Origin of the sequence: Oceanobacter kriegii DSM 6294 (assembly GCF_000422845.1) — a bacterium.
GTDB classification, from domain to species: Bacteria; Pseudomonadota; Gammaproteobacteria; order Pseudomonadales; family Oceanobacteraceae; genus Oceanobacter; species Oceanobacter kriegii.
Window position 1 is genome coordinate 342761 of the sequence record NZ_AUGV01000003.1, and the last position, 16871, is coordinate 359631.

The window sequence follows — 16871 nt, forward strand, 5'->3', positions numbered from 1 at the left end:
ACTGCTCTTTGTGAGCGAGCACCGGATTAAACAGATGTCCCCTGTACGTCATGACCCAGTGATTATCGGAACGCACTTATGTCGAATCCATTGCTCGAAAATCAGGTTCTGCCAGCCTTCTCGGCGATTGAACCTGCCCACGTCAAACCAGCGATTGAATCCCTGCTGAACCGCAATCGCGAGCGTCTGGCCAATTTGCTGGCCGAGCTGAAAGCCTCTGGCGAGACGCCGAGCTGGGATAACTTCGCCGCGCCGATCGAAGAATGGGACGACGAACTGAGCAAGGCATGGTCGCCTGTTGGCCACCTCAACGGCGTGAAAAACTCCGAAGCCCTGCGTGAAGCCTACAATGCCTGTTTGCCGCTGCTGAGCCAGTACAGCACTGAAATTGGCCAGAACACCGAGCTGTGCAATGCCTACAAAGCGCTGAAAGCCTCGCCGGAGTTCGACCAGCTGAGCGTGCAGCAGCAAACCACCATCAACAACGAACTGCGTGACTTCCATCTGGCCGGTGTGGATTTGCCGGAAGACAAGAAGAAGCGCTTTGGCGACATCAGCCAGCGTTTGTCCGAGCTGACCAGCAAGTTCAGCGAAAACGTACTGGACGCCACCCACGCCTGGCACAAGCACATTACCGATGAATCCATGCTGGACGGTCTGCCAGACAGCGCCAAACAACTACTGGCCCAACTGGCTCAGCAGAAAGAGTTGAGCGGCTATGTGGTGACGCTGGACTTCCCGTCCTTCTATCCGATTCTGACCTACGCCGACAGCCGCGAGCTGCGCGAAGAGGTGTATCGCGCCAACGTTACCAAGGCCTCTGAAATTGGCCCTAACGCCGGTCAATTTGATAACACCGACCTGATGAAGGAAATCCTGCAGCTGCGCTACGAAAAGGCGCAACTGCTGGGCTACAACAGCTACGCTGAATTGTCGGTGGCCAGCAAAATGGCCGAATCCGCCGATCAGGTGCTGGGTTTCCTGGATGACCTGGCGGTTAAAGCCAAGCCACAGGCCGAGCGTGAAATCGCCGAGCTCAAAGCCTTCGCCAAAGAAGAATTTGGTGCCGACGACCTGCAACCGTGGGACGTGGGCTATTACGCCGAAAAACTGCGTCAGCAGCGTTACGCCATTTCGCAGGAAGACATCCGTCCGTACCTGCCGGTGGATACCGTGATTCAGGGCATGTTCAAAACCGTATCGAACCTGTTCGATCTGGAATTCGTCGAGAAGACCGATTTCGATACCTATCACCCGGACGCCCGTTTCTTTGAAATTCATAAAGACGGCCAGCAGTTGGCGTCGTTCTATCTGGACCTGTATGCCCGCGAGAAAAAGCGTGGCGGTGCCTGGATGGATGTGTGCCGTACCCGTCGTAACACCGCATCTGGCCTGCAGCTGCCAGTGGCCTATCTGGTGTGTAACTTCACCCCGCCAGTGGGCGACCAGCCTGCGCTGCTGACCCACGACGAGCTGACCACGCTGTTCCACGAGTTCGGCCATGGTTTGCACCACATGCTGACCCGTATGGACGTTGCCGCAGTGAGCGGTATCTCCGGCGTGGCCTGGGATGCGGTGGAGCTGCCAAGCCAGTTCCTTGAAAACTGGTGCTACGAGCCGGAAGCACTGGCGTTTATTTCTGGCCATTACGAAACCGGCGAGCCACTGCCACAGGAGCTGCTCGACAAGCTGCTGGCAGCGAAGAACTTCCAGTCCGCTATGGCGACCGTGCGCCAGCTGGAATTTGCGCTGTTCGATTTCCGCCTGCATCACGAATTCCGCGATCAGGGTGCCGATGTACAAGCACTGCTGGACGACGTGCGCTCGAAAGTGACCGTGGTGCCAACCGTTGATTTCAGCCGCTTCCAGCACAGCTTTACCCACATCTTTGCAGGTGGTTACGCCGCCGGTTACTACAGCTACAAGTGGGCTGAAGTACTGAGTGCCGATGCCTTCTCCCGCTTTGAAGAAGAAGGCATTTTCAACAAGGCCACCGGCCAGAGCTTCCTGGATGAGATCCTCAGCCAGGGCGGCTCCCGCGAAGCCGGAGTGCTGTTTGAAAACTTCCGTGGCCGTGCGCCATCGGTGGAACCGCTGCTGCGCCACTGCGGCATTGACGTTGCTGAAGGAGAAACTGCCTGATGTCCGAAGCCATTCAACGCCCACGCCGCTTTATTGCTGGCGTGGTGTGCCCACGGTGCGCCGAAATGGACAAGACGGTGATGTTCTCAAACGACGCCGGTGAGGAAGTGCGCGAATGCATTGCCTGCGGCTTTGTACAAACCTCGACCGAGCAAGCGCAGGAAGACGCGCTGGCCACCGAGCTGACCACTCGGGTTACCCCGATGGACGGCAAGGCGCTTTATGATGACGAAGAAAAGCCTTTGAAAATCATGGGGTTGGAGCCGAAGGAGTAATTCTTAGGCCGGGCAGTTGTGGTGTATTACGCCTTCGGCCAATACACCCTACGATCTGCTTTTTGTGGGTTGGGCCCCGCCCAACAATTGCCGGGCATGGCCCAGCCTACGAGCTGCTGTTTTGTAGGAGGCAGCTTGCTGCCGATGGCTTATCGAGAGCAAGCTCCCTCCCACACTATTGGCCAGCCCCCAGAGGCTGCACGCCCGCCCGACCCCATACCCCAGACCCCAGACCCCAGACCCCAGACCCCATACCCCAGACCCCAGACCCGCGATTTCCACAAACCCATTGGTCACTTGGGCACACTCGGCTAGACTGATTGCACCGCTTTCAAGGAGAGAAATCGCGTGCTGTCACACTGCACAAGATTCCTGACCATTACCTGCTTACTGCTGTGGCTGAACGGCTGTGCGACCTACAGCGCGGGCTTACAGCCCATGTACAACGACCTCAAGCAAGGTAACTTTCAGGCGTCGGAGGACAAGCTCAAACAAGCCCTGTCGCCCAATGGCGCCGACCGCTTGTTGTACTTTCTGGAGCTGGGCGTTATCCAGCATCTGGATGGCGACTACGCCGCCAGTAACCAATCTTTCGAACAAGCAGAACGGGTTTCCGAACAGCTGGAAACCACCAGCATCATGAATCAGACCCTGGCGATGTTTTCCAACGCCCGTCAGGCGGATTACGCCGGTCAGATGCATGAAAAACTGCTGATCAATTACTACAAGGCACTCAATTACCTGGGCTTGGCCAGTCAGGCCAGCAGCCGTAACCAGAAGCTGGATGCACTGGACGGCGCGCGGGTAGAAGCCCGCCGCATGATCATCAAGCTCAATGACCTCAACGATCAGTTGGGGGATTACGAGGAAGCCAAGGCCGACTCCGACAGCTCGTTCAACAAAATCATGAAGCTGCTCAGTGCGCTTAACGGCGATCAGTTTGACAAGAACACCCTGATTTACCGCGACGATGCTCTGGCTCATTACCTCACCGGCCTCAGCTTTGAAATGAACGGCGAGTACGACGATGCCCGCATCAGCTACCGCAAGGCAGCGGAAAGCTACGAGCAGGGCTATGCCGAGCAGTTTCGTTTGGGCACCGACATGACCCGTCAGGCGTGGCTGGATACCGCTCGGATGATGCGTTTCAGCGGTGGCTTTGACGATGAGATCAAGGACATTGCCGAACACAAACTGACTGCCGAACAACGCAACGAGCTGCAACAGGCCAGCCCTGACGATGCCCAGCTGATGGTGGTTGAGCACAAGGGTTTTGCGCCGCCGCTGGAAGAAATGAACCTGCAAATGTGGGCCGACCCCAACACCCGTTCGCTGAAAATCCGGCCGATCTCGGGTGGCCGTGACGCCTGGACCTGGTTCTACATGCTCTACGCCGACAAGGGCGTCTACAACATCATTACAGCGTATCTGGATGCCAAGGCCGGTAATTTCCCCATCACCCCATTTGTGAAAACCATTTATCTGGGGCCGCTGTGGAGCACGGTGGAAGACCTGAATCTGGACACGGCGATCAGTGGCTTTTTGCGCGTCACCGTGCCGTACTACAAGCCTTTGCCGGTACTGGGCAGCAGTAATTTGCAGATTGCTCCGGTTACTATCGCAAACAATAGCGAAGCCAGTAACCAAACCAGCAGCCAAACCAATGCCCGCACCTTACAGCAGATACAGCGATTGACGTTGGAAAAAGCCGCCAGCCCGGCGCAAATGGGCTTGCAGCAAAAGTTGCTGACGTCGTCTTCGGAAATTCAGCAGGCGCTGGCGCGCTCGGCCATCAAGGCGCTGTCGGTGAAGAGCATTGGCAGCTCGGTGGATTCTTCCGGGCTATTGGCCTTTGCCGGTGGCTTGCTGACCCAGCTGACCGAGGCGTCGGAAACCCGCAGCTGGCAGCTGTTGCCGCAGGACATTCGTATCCGGCGCATGACTCTGGCGGCAGGGGAATACGACCTGACACTGACATCCGAGCTGGAAACCGGTATCCGTGAGAACCACAATACCCGAATGACACTCAAACCGGGTCAGATTGGTCTATGGCAAGTGCGCTCGATGGGCAACACGCCAACAACCGATTACTGATTAATAACCGATTACTGATATTGCTGGTCTGACGGCCAGTCCACACAGGCAGAGGACGCAAAGAATGACACTTTCACGCACCCTGAACAGCATCATGAAAACCGCTCTGGTTGGCGGCGTGGCTTTGGCCGCCCTGTCCGGTTGCACCTCAACCGAGGTGAAGCGGGTGGATGCCAAGGAAGAGATTGCCCTGTCAGACCGCTGGAATGCCACCGACTCGCGTTTGGTCGCTGAGGAAATGATTGCCGACATGGTGTCGTTCCCGTGGGCCACCGAGTTTGAAATGAACAACAACCGCAAGCCAACGGTGATCATTCAGCGCATCAGCAACAAGTCCCACGAACACATCGCTGTGGACACTTTCATCAACGACATCAAGCGCAGCATCATCCGCTCCGGCAAGGCCAACTTTGTTGCTGGCGGCGACGAGCGTGCGGCGATTCGTGAAGAACGTGCAGACCAGGAATTGAATGCGGCCCAAGCCAAGCAGCAGGGTCAGGAGCAAGCGGCTGATTTCGCCTTGTCTGGCACCATCAATTCAATTGTTGATCAGGTCGACGATGAGCGCGTGACCTTCTATCAGGTGGATCTGAAGCTGATCGACATGGAAAGCAACATCGAAGTGTGGAACGGCCAGAAGAAAATCCAGAAGTACCAGAACAAGTCGTCCTACAGCTTGTAAGCCGATCTGATACAAGGAGCACTTTCGTATGGTGATCAAGCCATTGGCGCTGCTGGCGTCTACCGCAATGCTGGCGGCGTGTGCCGGTATGCCATCGACCGATACCGGCCAGACGGCCGCGCAGCGCGCCGAGGCCGCTTCGTTGGCGGCACTGAACGGTGCTCCGGAATGGTCGGTAAACCCACCACACCGCAGTGGCATGGCCTACGGCGTTGGCAGCATCGAAGTGATTGGTGATGCCGCTTCGGCGGTACGACGGGCCGGCGAGCTGGCTCGTATTGATCTGGTCAGCCAGCTACGGGTGACGATTTCAGGGGACTTCTCGTCCATCACCACCGAAACCAACGCTTCCGGGCAAGCAACCTCAGTGCAGCGTCGGGTGCAGCAGAAAGTTCGCAGTCAGGTGGCGGAAGTGACCCTCGATGAGGTAATCATCAAGGAGGCCTCGGTGGTCAATGGCACCGCCTATGCGTTGGCCGAGCTGGATCGCAATGCTGCCGCTGCGCGTTTGCGCCAGCAAATTACCGAAGTGGAACAGCAGCTGGACCAGTACGCTCAGGTGCAGCCCGAAGGCGATACCCTGCAACAACTGCGGGTGATGTTGCCAGTGCTCAACCTGCTGGCAGAACGTCAGGCCTATGCCGACAAGCTGGCGCTGGTGGCTATGGACAACAAGGCTGCGCCGTTGCTGGCAAACCATCGTCAGTTGCAGCAGCGGGTGCTGGACTTGCTGGATACGCTGGTGGTGAAGGTGAACTTCAGCAATGCCACCGCCCGTTCCATGTCGGGGGAATTGCTGCAGGCGCTGACGTCGCAGGGGCTGAAGGTTCAACAGGCTGGCAGCTACGACCTGCTGTTTGATGTCTCGGCTGAACGCTCCAATCGCACCCAGGACAATCGCTACTACGCGTTTGTTAAAGCACGAGTGCAGATTCAGGACGCCGATCAGCGGGTGCTGTCGTCGTTCAGTGATACTGCTCGCGGCATTTCCGGGCTGGAAACGGTGGCCTGGCAAAAAGCTTCTGAAGCGGTGGCAGAAAAGCTGCAAACCGAGCTGGCCAATACCCTCGCCGAACGGCTGATGTAAGCACCAGCGTTCAGCCGTTCGAAAGCAGAGCAAACCGCCAATCAACAAAAAGCCCTGTCAGATGACTCTGACAGGGCTTTTTTGAAGGTGCTGGAAAAGCGTCAGGCTTACTTGCGGATGCCTTCGACGTTCAGTTCCAGTTCTACCGGTACGTTACCCAGGTAGCCGTCCATGTTGAAGTCGCCCAGCATGATCTGGGTAGTGCCGGTGAAACCGGTGCGGTAGCCACCCCATGGGTCTTTGCCTTCACCCAGCTGGGAAACCGGGAAGGTCAGGGTCTTGGTTACGCCACGCAGGGTGAATTCGCCAGTCAGTTCGCCTTTGCCTTCGCCAGTGGCTTTGTAGCCAGTGCTCTTGAAGGTAGCGGTTGGGTATTCGTCAACGTACAGGAAGTCCTTGCTGCGCAGGTGCTTGTCACGCTCGGCGTGGTTGGAGTCGATGGACGCCACGTCGATGGTCACTTCAATTTCGGAGTCGGCAGGCTTGGCCTTGTCCCACTCGAAATCGCCTTCGAAGCTGTTGAAACGGCCGGTCAGCCAGCTGTAACCCAGGTGCTTCACCTTGAAGTTGATGGACGCGTGGGCACCTTTGGTGTCAATCACGTAGTCAGCGGCGTTGGCAACGGTAGCGGTCATGGCTGCCGCGGATACGGACAGGGCAATCAGCAGTTTTTTCATGGTCGGACTCCTTTTGGTCTTCCCTGATTCAGATCGGGAGAGATTCAGTATTTCGTACGGTTAAGGGTGACGCTGCGACCGGCTTCACAAGCCCGGCTTCAGCATGCGTTTTAAAGTGTTGTCCTTGTTGATGACGTGGTGCTTCAGTGCCGCCAGCGCGTGCACAGCCACCATGGCCATCAACAGCCAGGCCAGAATTTCGTGTACTTCACCGGCAATTTCTTCCTGCGAGCCACGCTCGGTCAGGGTCGCCGGTACGGAAAACAGGCCAAACACGTCGACGGCCCGGCCGTCGGCGGTAGAAATCAGGTAGCCGCTGACCAGCAGCACGGCAATCACCAGGTATAAACCCAGATGAGCGAAATGGGCGGCGGTGTTTTCCAGCTTCTTGGTCGACAGACCGGCCGGTGACGGATTCAGCTGACGCCAGCCAAAGCGCACCACAAACACCAGTGCAACCAGCACACCAATGGCTTTGTGGGTTTCCAGCGAGCCGTGATACCAGCTGTCGTAGTAAGTCAGTTCAACCATGTACAAGCCAAGGCCGAACATGCCAAAAATGGCCAGCACCATGATCCAGTGCAACAGAATGGCCACCAGGCCGTAGCCGGTTTGGGTATTTTTCATCATGGTTGGTTGCGGTTCCGGTATTTGATAATGACTCACAGTACGCAAATCCGGTTCTGAGAAAAATAGCGAAAGATCGACAATAATTGTGCAAAAATGCACAAAACTTTTCGGTGAGATTGCAAACATGCAAGCTGAAGACTTCAACTGGGACGATTTGCACGTCGCCTACCGGGTGGCTGAACTGGGCACCCTGAGCCGTGCTGCCGAGCGGTTGGGGCTGAACCATTCCACCGTATTGCGCCGTATCACGCGGCTTGAGCAGCAGTTAGGCGTGCGTTTGTTCATTCGTCACCAGCGCGGTTACCAGCTTACGGATGCCGGGCAATTCATGTTGGCGCGGATGCGTCCTATCGCTGACGACATGCTGCGTTTGTATAGTGGCCTGGCGACTCAGGAAAGTTCGCCATCCGGAACGCTGCGTATTTCCACGGTGTCGGACTTCTCGCTGTTTTTTGCCCCCATGCTGCATGCCTTCCGTGAGCAATATCCGCAAATTCGGGTGCAGGTGATGGCCACCGACGAGCGGGCGTCGCTGGTGAGCGGCGATGTGCATGTGGCGATTCGGATGGGCGCTCAGCCAACCGAGCCGGATTTGATTGCCCGCAAGCTGATTCCGGCGTCGATGCAATACTACGCGTCGCCGTCTTACATTCGCCGTTATGGCGTGCCGACCAATCTGGCCGAGGTCAAACACCACCAGTGGGTGCTGCCATCCGGGCGCAAGCGTCAGATGTCGGGCATTCGCGAGTTGATGGCCAATATCAATCCCGACCAGATTGTCTTCGAGAGCAACAGCTTTACCGATATTTTCTCGGCGGTGTCGGAAGGCATGGGCATCGGCCCGGTTGGGTTTCTACAGCGTGCCAGTAATATCCACCACGAGCTGGTGCCGGTGAATTTTGGCGTTAAGGAAGATCCGTCGTTCATGTGGTTTGTGTACCACAAGGACATGCGCAGCAGCGCCCGGGTACGGGCGTTGCTGGATTTTATGGTTGAACGGGTGCCAGACATGCTACCGGCACTGGATGGCGCACCGGCAGGGCATAGTTAAGGATGTAGTTAAGGGCGTAGTTAAGAACGTAGCTAAGGGCGTAGTTAAGCGAGTAACTAAGGGCTCCGTCAGACGATAGCGCTTGGCAGGCCGAAGGCATCGGCCAGACAAGGCCAGTGCTGGCAAATGCGGGAGACCTTGCCCGGCTGCTGGTCCACTGCGTGGGTGTTGTAAAACAGCCGTTCCGGATGGCGACAGCTGTTGTTGACCAGGCTGTCGATCATGTCGGCGTCGTCTTCGTCCAGCAGTGCCTGCACCACGATGTTGGCGGTGGCCAGGTCGTGGTTGGTGAGGGTTTCGCCGGTGCGGCTGAGCCACAGGTCATTCATCTCTTCTGCAACCCGCAAGGCAAACCAGGCGCGGCGCATCAGCATCACGCTGCCACAGCTGTTCACTGGCGCGCACATTTCCAACAGCGGCATGGCCGAATGAATGCGTTGCAGCAATTTGGGCGCGTTATCGGCGAGGGTGTTTTCCAACTCCAGAAAGTACATGCAGTAGTCCATCACAAACTGGCTCAGCTGGGCGACAGCCTTCGACTCTGCGGTTTGCACAACCCGGCTGAGCTGGTTCAGCCGCGCGGTGATGCGTTTTTCCAGCCCGGCTTTTTGGCCAGCCAGCGAGGGTTGCACACTGAGGATGGAAACTGCCGAATCTGACATTGTGGCCTCGTTTTTAAAAATACCAATAAAATCAATTGGTTAGGTTTGCTTTTCGTTCCTTGTAGTAAAAGTATAGTAAAACTTGACGCCCTCGCCAGTGACGTCAGGAACGCGGTGCATAATTGACAGGTTGTCTGTACAAGGAGACTGAGAACTGGATCACAAATAGCGCCCGTGCCAGTAAAAAGGCATAAAAGCTGATCCACAGGCCGCTGTTGCCCTGACCATCAAGTAGCCACCACAACGGCACAAACACCAGCAGTGCCGCCGCCAGCATGGCGTTTCGCATGGTCGCCGTTGCTCCTGCGCCAATGCATAAACCGTCGAGCCAGTAGCTCCACCAACCCACCATTGGCAGCCAGATCAACCAGTGTTGATATTGGTCCAAAACCGCCAGCAAGTCCTGGTTGTTGGTTAACATTGGCCAGATCCAGTGAGAGCCAAACGCAAACAGCAGCGTCATCAATATTCCCAGTGCCAGAGAATTGACACCGGTAAGCAGGAAGGTGATTCGTACCTGTCGGGTGGTGTGCGCCACACTGTCTTCAGAATCCACAGCGCCCTGCTTGGTGGTTTGCGAGCGATTGCCGGCAAACCGCGCCAGCGCCTGTCCGGTGAGGCTCTCAGCCGCGTGGGCAATGCCATCCAGAGCGTTGGAAATCAGCAGCAGCAGGGTAATGATCAGGCTGTTGGTGGCCAGCACCAGCTCCCCTTGCTGGGCGCCCTGGGCATTAAAAAAGGCAAACACCAGCAACAGGGTGAGGGTGCGTACAAACAGCTGGTGGTTCACCTGTACCACAGGTTTGAGCGTTGGCCAGTCGGGGCGGCTGTGCCACAGTCCAGCCAGTCCCTTGTCCAGCTGGCTTAGCAGCGGCTGAAAGGCACCGCTGCGGTGGGCGTAGTAGAGGCCAACTGCCAGTCCGCTCCAATCGGCGATCACACTGCCAAGGGCGACGCCGTCGGTGGTCATACCCAAACCGTACACAAACAGCGCATCGAGCCCGCCGTTGATCAGGTTGGTGACGGTCATAATCACCAGTGGCACACGGGTTTGGCCACGGCCAATAAACCAACCCAGCAAGCAGTATTGCAACAGCACCGCGGGCACGGAGAACAGCCGGATAGCCAGATAAGTAGCCGCGCCGGCTTCGACTTCGTTTGATGCGTCCATCAAGGGCAGCACCAGGGGATACAGCAAGGTGCCCAGCAGCCACACGGTCAGACTCAGCGGCAGCGCCAGCCAGATGGCGTTGATCAGCACCTGATGCTGGGCATCGGCCTGATGGCTGCGGGCAGACAGTGCCGTGGTGCCCATGCGCAGAAAGCCGAAGCTCCAGCACAGCATGGTAAACAGCTGGGCACCGATGGCCACCGCGCCCAGGTAGGCGGCGTTGGGCAAGTGTCCCAGAATTGCGCTGTCGACCAGGCCCAGCAAGGGCACGGTGATGTTGCTGAGCATTACCGGCCAGGCGATTGCCCAGATGCGACCTTGTGTCGCAAGGGCGGTGTCAGGTGAAGCAGAATCCGTGCGGGTCATGGCTGATATACTCAGGTCAGATAGTCAGGAGAGAAACAATGAAAGGTGCGATTGTACTGGCCTCGGCCCTGTTTGCAGCCCTGTTGGCGGCTTTGGCATTCGGGATTGCCTGTTCGAGCCATCAACCGGAACGCTATCCGGCCTGGCAGCAGGACGGTGCGGTGTTGTTTGGCAGTAGCCGGCAGGTGTCGGACTTTGAGTTTGTTGACCAGTACGCCGTGCCTCGCAATCAGGCCAGCTTTGAAAAGCGCTGGAAGCTGGTGTTCTTTGGCTACACCTTCTGCCCGGATATTTGCCCGACTACATTGGCGGAGCTGAACCGGGTCTGGAAGCAGCTGCCGGAAGGGGTAAGAGCGCAGTGGCAGGTGGTGTTTGTTTCGATCGATCCGGCCCGTGATACCCCCGCTGCACTGGAGCCGTACATGACCTACTTCAATCCGGAGTTTGTGGCGCTGACGGGCAACCCGGATTCCCTGCGCTCGGTGGCGGGCGAGCTGAATGGCTTTTATGCCCGGGTGGAGCGGGGCGACGGCATGGCTTATCTGATGGATCATTCGGCCAACCTCGCGGTGGTCAGCCCGGACTGGCACTACCGTGGCTACATTGAGCCGCCGTTCTGGCCCGGCAAAATGACGACCTTGCTGACTGAGCTGGTGCAGTAAGATCCAATTGCAAGGAAGTGTCATTCTCACGTCAAGGCCTGCATGGTAGGCTTGGTTCAACGTCAGGTTTCAGGGATGAAATGGATGATCAAGTCGGTGGTCACTTCAGCAATTAATTCGGTCAGGTGCTCGTTGCGGCTGCCGTGGTTTTCTACGGCATGGTTGTGGAGGGCATGGTTGTGGACAGCATGGGTTCTGCTGGCAGCAGCGGTTGTTGAATGGGGTCGCCACGATGGCTGGCTTGGCACCAGCACCGTCGTTACCGGCTCCCTGCCCTCGTTTGTGTGGATGCTGGCCGCCGGTACGCTGGCTGCCATCTGGGTTCCCGAGCGTTATCGGCCACGGCTGTGGTTTGCCCTGCTGGCGGTCAGCGTGGTGCTGGAATGGCTGTCAGAATCGCTATCTTCGGCGGCCACGTTCGATGTTTTTGATGTGCTGGCGCTGCTGGCTGCAATGCCACTGTTGTTGCTGGCTCACGCTTTCAATGCGCTGCCCAAAGCGCACTTTCATACACCGGTTGCCCGGTTATCTCTTTTTCCCCTGTTTGCGTTGCAGCTGGCCTGTACACAGTGCGTCGATTGCTATTGTGGCGATGAAGGTGACTGCGACACGCTGGTTTATCTCAGCAGCAGTGAGATCCGTGCGGACATAAGCCCGGAATACGGCAACACCGCCACGCTGCAACTGACCGGAAAATTGTATGTGCTGGATGGCTGGCTGGCGGTGGTTGACCGCTGGCGCGGTATTCATATTTTTGATGTCAGCGACCCGCAGAACCCGACCCGGCAGGTGTATTTGCCGGTGCCGGGCGTCACTGACATCAGCATCAAGGATGATGTGATGTACGTGAATGCCTTCACCGATCTGGTTGCCATTGATCTGGCCAGCCTGCAACAAGGCCTTTATGAGCCGGGCAGCGAGACCCGCTACTTCAACGTATTCACCTATGTTGCGCCGGACGAATTCACCGATGACGCTGATCTGGATATCGGGGAATACGTCTGGGGTGTATCGACGCTGCCGGACGAAGGCGTTGTGATTGGTTACCAAACCGACAAGGGGCGCCTTCGCCTCTATGGCCAATGGCAGGAGCAACCGTGATGAAACCGATCAAACGCGCTACAGCACAGCTTGCGGCATTAGCTACGGTATTCGTTACAGCAATCGGACTCAGCGGCTGCCAGGTGGGTGGTGACAGTGGTTCTTCCTCTGGCCAGCAAAGTGGCCAGTCCGGCTCGACGTCGCGCTTCACCATACAAAATGGCCATCTGGTGGTCACTGATCAGAGCAAGATCAACAGCTATGCCATTCACGATCCACAGACCGACACCAGTCCTGCCGGGGTACTGCAACTCGTGCACAGCGTGTATGTAAATCGAACGCTGGAAACGGCCTTCGCCTATGGTGATGAACGCGTCATGTTTGGCACCACCACGGGCACTTTGATCGCTACGGTCGATGATGAGGGACAGTTAGCGCTGGAAACGGCGGTTGAGCACGCCCGCAGTTGCGACCCGGTGATTGCCAGTGGTAACCGCATGTACGTTACCTTGTCGAATGATGCCAGTGGCTTCTGTAGCGGCAGCATATATAACAACCATTTGCTGGCTTACGATATTTCAGACATTACCAATCCGCTGCTGATCGATGAGGTCCAGCTCAATCAGCCACAAGGGCTGGCGCTGGCCGATGAGCAGCTGTGGGTATGTACCGAATCCGGCTTGTGGCGTTTTGATGTGCTGGAAAGCGGCGCAGTGGAAGAGCGCAATAACTACGGCTGGCTGCCCTGTGATGATCTGATTATTGACCAGCAGCTGGCCTATCTGACATGGGGCAGTGGGGTCACCCTGATCGATATTTCGGGCGAGTATCCGCTGGAATTGGCGCTGATCAACGAAGGAGACTAGGGCTCCTTACCCTTGTTCCCTCGTTGATCAGGAATAATCAGCGTCGTTTGACCGCCAGACTGGCAACAAACATCAAGGTGGCAGCAACCACAATGCTGGGGCCCGCCGGAGTGTCCCAGTAGAACGATGCCGACATACCGGCAATCACGGCCAATACCCCGACCAGCGCGGCGATCACCACCATTTGTTCCGGCGTGCGGGACAGGCTGCGAGCAGCAGCCGGTGGGATAATCAGCATGGCGCTGACCAACAGAATGCCGACGATTTTCATCGCCAGTGCAATCACCAGCGCCAGTATCAATACCAGCATCAGGTTAAGACGGGACACCGGGTAGCCATCAATACTGGCCAGCTCCTGGCTGATGGTGGTGGCCAGCAAGCCACGCCATTGCCAGGCAATCAGCCCCAGACAAACCATTGCCGCGGCAGCCACCATCAAGGCATCGTCGCCGGTCACGGCCAGCAGGTCGCCAAACAGATAGCCCATCAGGTCGACCCGTACGCCTTGAGCCAGACTCAGCACCACCAGACCCACCGCCAGCATGCTGTGGGAGATGATCGCCAACAAGGTGTCGGAACTGAGGGTTTCGATGCGCTGCATCGGATACAGCACCAGTGCCAGTACGGCGGAGCTGAGTACCAGTGCCAGCGTCGGATTAAGGTCCGACAGCACCCCAAGGGTAATGCCCAGCAAGGCGCCGTGGGCCAGGGTGTCGCCAAAAAATGCCATCCGTCGCCACACCACAAAACTGCCCAGCGGGCCGGTCACGCAGGCCAGCAATACACCACTGAGCAGCGGCATCAGCCACCAGTAATTCATCATCCAGTCGTTCATGGTTGCTCGCTTGAAGGGGCCTTGGCAGAGGTGTGGCTGTGGTCGTGCAGGTGTGCCGGGTCGTGGCACACCGGTTCGTCCTCGACGTGGCCATCGAGGCAGTGATGGTGGTCGTGGTGGTGGGTGTAGGCAGCCACTGGTGCGGAATGCTGGCCAAACAATTCGATGTATTCCTGCGAATTGGACACGTGTTCCGGGTGGCCTGAACAGCAGATATGGCCGTTCATGCAAATCACTTCGTCGGTGGCGGCCATCACCAGATGGAGGTCGTGAGACACCATCAACACCCCGCAGCCGAGTTCATCGCGCAGTTGCGGAATCAGCCGGTAAAGTTCGTGTTGGCCTTGTACATCAACTCCCTGTACCGGCTCGTCCAGCACCAGCAGCTGAGGCTTCAGCAGCAGGGCCCGGGCCAGCAGCACCCGCTGCCATTCACCACCAGACAGATCCTGAATATCCTGATTCTGCAAGCCGGTGATGCCCAGCCGCTGCAGCCAGCCATCAATGCTTTTGCGGGTGGCACCACGGGACAATTTCAGAAAACCGTCTACCGTGATGGGTAGCCGTGGCTCCAGTCGCAGTTGCTGGGGCATGTAGCCCACCTTGAGGTTTTTGCGGCGCTGAATGGTGCCGGAATCGACCCCTTCCAGACCCAGCAGCACCCGTACCAGCGTTGATTTACCACAGCCGTTGGGGCCAATCAGGGTAACGATTTGGCCAGCGTTGATTTGCAGCGAGATGTCTTGCAGCACCTGTTTGTGGCGACGGGCGAGGTTGAGCTGGTCGGCACGGATCAGAAGGTTGTCGGCCATGCTCAGGCAGCTGCCTCCGGCTTGCAGGCCGGGCACAGGCCGGACAGTTCGGTGAGCTGGTGGTTAACCTTGACGCCCAGCAGAGTTTCAACCTGGGCGGTCAGCGCTTGCAGTTTTTCGTCGGCCAGTTCCTGAGCCTGACCACATTGTTCGCAAACAAAGAAACAGGATGGGTGTTCTGTGGTCGGATGATCACAGCCGGTGAACGCATTGAGCGAGTGCAGACGGTGGATCAGTCCCAGATCAAGCAGGAAGTCGAGTGCCCGGTACACGGTTGGCGGCGCCGGATTGAAGCCCTCGCTGGCGAGAATGCCCAGTAGGTCGTAAGCCCCCATCGGCTTGTGGCTTTGCCAGATCAGCTCCAGCACGCGCAGCCGTACCTTGGTGAGGCGAGCACCGCGTTCTTCACAGATCGCGCGAGCGCGGTCGATGGCATTTTCGACACAATGAGAATGATTGTGGGGTAAATAAACGTTTGCGCTCATGACTTTACCAACCTTGAGTTATAACATTGCAATTTTACGACAGTCGACGCGAGACACAATGAACATTCTGATTTCTTTTACACTTTCTTTCCTGGTCGCACTGTCCGCCAGCTGCTCATTTGCAGCTCAAGCTGCTGAAAACGGCGATCACAGCCCGCGTGTGCTGGCCAGTGTGCATCCGTTGGCGCTGATTGCGGCGTCGGTTGTCGCACCCGAAAATATTGAGGTGCTGGTGCCTGCGGGCATGACCCCGCACGACTTTTCCTTGCGTCCATCGGATATCGATGTGATCCAGAATGCCGACATCATTGTCTGGGCAGGTCCCGAGAGCGAGCCGTACCTGGCCGGTTTTGCCAAACGCTGGCCCGACAAGGTGTGGATCAACGCCGCCAAAGAAGGCAAGCGATTGTACCAGCAAGATCCGGCGTTAATTGGTGATGAGGCCCGCAATGACCCCCACTGGTGGTTTTCGGTTGCCGTTGCTCGCCAGCTGCAACACCGTCTTGCCGAGCAGCTGGAGGTTGACCCGGCCGCGTTTGACCAAAGCCTCGATCAGGCTGTACAGGATGCCCATGAGACACTGGCACCGGTGCGCGACCGCGGTTTCTTTGTGTTCCACCGTGCCTACGACCACTGGGTTTACAGCATGGGCCTGAACATGAAAGGTGCCTTTACCCTCAGCCCGGAACAGAAGCCGGGCCTGCGTACCTTGCAGGAAATGCGTCAGCAATTGCAGCGCGGCGACGTGGTATGTGTATTCTCGGAGCCGGAGTTCTCACCGGCCATGGTCGATCGTCTGGTTGACGGTGTGCAGGTTGGCCGCGAAGAGCTGGACCCGATGGCGATGCAGATTCCATTGTCGGCGGATGGTTATCCCAACTTGCTGAAAGACATGGCCGAGCGCGCTTACCGCTGCTTGTCGGCGGTGGATGACAAGGCCGCAACGGCGTTGGACAACACCGTGTACGAGGGCGGCGACGACGGCCACCACCATCATCATGGCCACGCTGTAGAAGAACATGCTGATGATGAACACGCCCATGATGAACATGAGCACGAAGGAGATGCTCATGAAGAACATGCTCATGAAGGACACAGTGACGACGATCACAGCGACCATGACGATCATGCCGACGAACACGCTGACGAGCATGACGAAGGCGGTTTCTTCTCCCGTCTGCTGAAATAACTGACCCAGCACTTTGGATCTTCCTGCACAGGCCGCTAAAATGCGGCCTGTTTGCTATCTGTAGTCGTGACTTTTCATTTCATTTGCCACCGCGAGTTTCAATATGTCCAACAGCTCCTCTGCCAACCGAGTGCCATCGCCGAC

The 16871-nt window shown here is 57.3% G+C and carries 17 protein-coding genes; 10 read left to right on the forward strand and 7 right to left on the reverse strand.

What is annotated here, in order from left to right; all coding sequences use genetic code 11:
* Positions 1-78 precede the first annotated feature (78 nt).
* From prlC to G516_RS0101535, 5 genes are all read left to right on the forward strand, one after another.
* The gene (prlC, locus tag G516_RS0101515) at positions 79-2142 is read left to right on the forward strand and encodes an oligopeptidase A (RefSeq protein WP_028292153.1); all 2064 of its coding nucleotides are present in this window, start codon (positions 79-81) and stop codon (positions 2140-2142) included.
* The gene (locus tag G516_RS0101520) at positions 2142-2417 is read left to right on the forward strand and encodes a YheV family putative zinc ribbon protein (RefSeq protein ID WP_028292154.1); all 276 of its coding nucleotides are present in this window, start codon (positions 2142-2144) and stop codon (positions 2415-2417) included. The genes prlC and G516_RS0101520 overlap by 1 nt, the downstream gene beginning before the upstream one ends.
* Positions 2418-2765: 348 nt before the next feature.
* Positions 2766-4511, forward strand: coding sequence for a hypothetical protein (locus G516_RS0101525; protein ID WP_028292155.1), 1746 nt, complete (start codon positions 2766-2768; stop codon positions 4509-4511).
* Positions 4512-4575: 64 nt separating this feature from the next.
* Positions 4576-5193, forward strand: coding sequence for a penicillin-binding protein activator LpoB (locus tag G516_RS0101530; RefSeq protein ID WP_084644795.1), 618 nt, complete (start codon positions 4576-4578; stop codon positions 5191-5193).
* Positions 5194-5221: 28 nt separating this feature from the next.
* Entirely contained in the window at positions 5222-6280 is a 1059-nt protein-coding gene (locus G516_RS0101535; RefSeq protein WP_028292157.1) for an LPP20 family lipoprotein, read from the forward strand.
* A gap of 107 nt (positions 6281-6387) precedes the next feature.
* Here the strand turns inward: G516_RS0101535 and G516_RS0101540 are convergent, their stop codons facing one another.
* The gene (locus tag G516_RS0101540) at positions 6388-6957 is read right to left on the reverse strand and encodes a YceI family protein (RefSeq protein ID WP_028292158.1); all 570 of its coding nucleotides are present in this window, start codon (positions 6955-6957) and stop codon (positions 6388-6390) included.
* Between the two features lie 84 nt (positions 6958-7041).
* Complete coding sequence (locus G516_RS0101545) at positions 7042-7587, reverse strand: cytochrome b (protein ID WP_028292159.1); 546 nt, start codon at positions 7585-7587, stop codon at positions 7042-7044.
* 124 nt (positions 7588-7711) lie between these two features.
* Here G516_RS0101545 and G516_RS0101550 point away from each other — a divergent pair, with 124 nt between their 5' ends.
* Positions 7712-8638 (forward strand): LysR family transcriptional regulator, encoded by a 927-nt coding sequence (locus tag G516_RS0101550; RefSeq protein WP_036533784.1) that lies wholly within the window; start codon positions 7712-7714, stop codon positions 8636-8638.
* Positions 8639-8706: 68 nt separating this feature from the next.
* Here the strand turns inward: G516_RS0101550 and G516_RS0101555 are convergent, their stop codons facing one another.
* Positions 8707-9300: a hypothetical protein gene (locus G516_RS0101555; RefSeq protein WP_028292161.1), complete on the reverse strand. Its 594-nt coding sequence runs from the start codon at positions 9298-9300 to the stop codon at positions 8707-8709.
* Between the two features lie 103 nt (positions 9301-9403).
* Positions 9404-10837, reverse strand: coding sequence for an MATE family efflux transporter (locus G516_RS0101560; RefSeq protein WP_051218823.1), 1434 nt, complete (start codon positions 10835-10837; stop codon positions 9404-9406).
* A 38-nt stretch (positions 10838-10875) separates the two neighbouring features.
* On the opposite strand from G516_RS0101560, the gene G516_RS20615 reads away from it, so the two are divergent.
* The 3 genes from G516_RS20615 to G516_RS0101575 all read left to right on the forward strand — a co-directional run bounded on the left by G516_RS20615 (position 10876) and on the right by G516_RS0101575 (position 13406).
* Entirely contained in the window at positions 10876-11499 is a 624-nt protein-coding gene (locus tag G516_RS20615; protein ID WP_051218824.1) for an SCO family protein, read from the forward strand.
* Between the two features lie 177 nt (positions 11500-11676).
* Positions 11677-12600: an LVIVD repeat-containing protein gene (locus G516_RS23625; RefSeq protein ID WP_051218825.1), complete on the forward strand. Its 924-nt coding sequence runs from the start codon at positions 11677-11679 to the stop codon at positions 12598-12600.
* Positions 12600-13406 (forward strand): LVIVD repeat-containing protein, encoded by an 807-nt coding sequence (locus G516_RS0101575; protein WP_028292163.1) that lies wholly within the window; start codon positions 12600-12602, stop codon positions 13404-13406. Before G516_RS23625 ends, G516_RS0101575 begins: the two co-directional genes overlap by 1 nt.
* A 37-nt stretch (positions 13407-13443) precedes the next feature.
* Here the strand turns inward: G516_RS0101575 and znuB are convergent, their stop codons facing one another.
* From znuB to G516_RS0101590, 3 genes are read right to left on the reverse strand one after another with little or no spacing between them, the layout of a single operon-like run.
* Positions 13444-14241: a zinc ABC transporter permease subunit ZnuB gene (gene znuB / locus G516_RS0101580; RefSeq protein ID WP_028292164.1), complete on the reverse strand. Its 798-nt coding sequence runs from the start codon at positions 14239-14241 to the stop codon at positions 13444-13446.
* Positions 14238-15053, reverse strand: coding sequence for a zinc ABC transporter ATP-binding protein ZnuC (gene znuC, locus G516_RS0101585; protein WP_051218826.1), 816 nt, complete (start codon positions 15051-15053; stop codon positions 14238-14240). The genes znuB and znuC overlap by 4 nt, the downstream gene beginning before the upstream one ends.
* Before the next feature lie 2 nt (positions 15054-15055).
* Complete coding sequence (locus G516_RS0101590) at positions 15056-15538, reverse strand: Fur family transcriptional regulator (RefSeq protein ID WP_028292166.1); 483 nt, start codon at positions 15536-15538, stop codon at positions 15056-15058.
* 58 nt (positions 15539-15596) lie between these two features.
* Here G516_RS0101590 and G516_RS0101595 point away from each other — a divergent pair, with 58 nt between their 5' ends.
* Positions 15597-16727 carry a metal ABC transporter solute-binding protein, Zn/Mn family gene (locus G516_RS0101595; RefSeq protein WP_028292167.1) on the forward strand — a complete coding sequence of 377 codons (1131 nt, stop codon included), beginning with the start codon at positions 15597-15599 and terminating at the stop codon, positions 16725-16727.
* The last annotated feature ends 144 nt before the right edge of the window (positions 16728-16871 follow it).

Bases quoted from the DNA above. Each gene is read 5' to 3' on its own strand.
- G516_RS0101530 (WP_084644795.1), top strand. From the start codon at position 4,576: ATGACACTTTCACGCACCCTGAACAGCATCATGAAAACCGCTCTGGTT.
- G516_RS0101555 (WP_028292161.1), bottom strand. From the start codon at position 9,300: ATGTCAGATTCGGCAGTTTCCATCCTCAGTGTGCAACCCTCGCTGGCT.
- G516_RS20615 (WP_051218824.1), top strand. From the start codon at position 10,876: ATGAAAGGTGCGATTGTACTGGCCTCGGCCCTGTTTGCAGCCCTGTTG.
- G516_RS0101535 (WP_028292157.1), top strand. From the start codon at position 5,222: ATGGTGATCAAGCCATTGGCGCTGCTGGCGTCTACCGCAATGCTGGCG.
- G516_RS0101595 (WP_028292167.1), top strand. From the start codon at position 15,597: ATGAACATTCTGATTTCTTTTACACTTTCTTTCCTGGTCGCACTGTCC.
- G516_RS0101590 (WP_028292166.1), bottom strand. From the start codon at position 15,538: ATGAGCGCAAACGTTTATTTACCCCACAATCATTCTCATTGTGTCGAA.
- G516_RS0101575 (WP_028292163.1), top strand. From the start codon at position 12,600: ATGAAACCGATCAAACGCGCTACAGCACAGCTTGCGGCATTAGCTACG.
- znuB (WP_028292164.1), bottom strand. From the start codon at position 14,241: ATGAACGACTGGATGATGAATTACTGGTGGCTGATGCCGCTGCTCAGT.
- znuC (WP_051218826.1), bottom strand. From the start codon at position 15,053: ATGGCCGACAACCTTCTGATCCGTGCCGACCAGCTCAACCTCGCCCGT.
- G516_RS0101520 (WP_028292154.1), top strand. From the start codon at position 2,142: ATGTCCGAAGCCATTCAACGCCCACGCCGCTTTATTGCTGGCGTGGTG.
- G516_RS0101540 (WP_028292158.1), bottom strand. From the start codon at position 6,957: ATGAAAAAACTGCTGATTGCCCTGTCCGTATCCGCGGCAGCCATGACC.
- G516_RS0101545 (WP_028292159.1), bottom strand. From the start codon at position 7,587: ATGATGAAAAATACCCAAACCGGCTACGGCCTGGTGGCCATTCTGTTG.
- G516_RS0101560 (WP_051218823.1), bottom strand. From the start codon at position 10,837: ATGACCCGCACGGATTCTGCTTCACCTGACACCGCCCTTGCGACACAA.
- prlC (WP_028292153.1), top strand. From the start codon at position 79: ATGTCGAATCCATTGCTCGAAAATCAGGTTCTGCCAGCCTTCTCGGCG.
- G516_RS0101550 (WP_036533784.1), top strand. From the start codon at position 7,712: ATGCAAGCTGAAGACTTCAACTGGGACGATTTGCACGTCGCCTACCGG.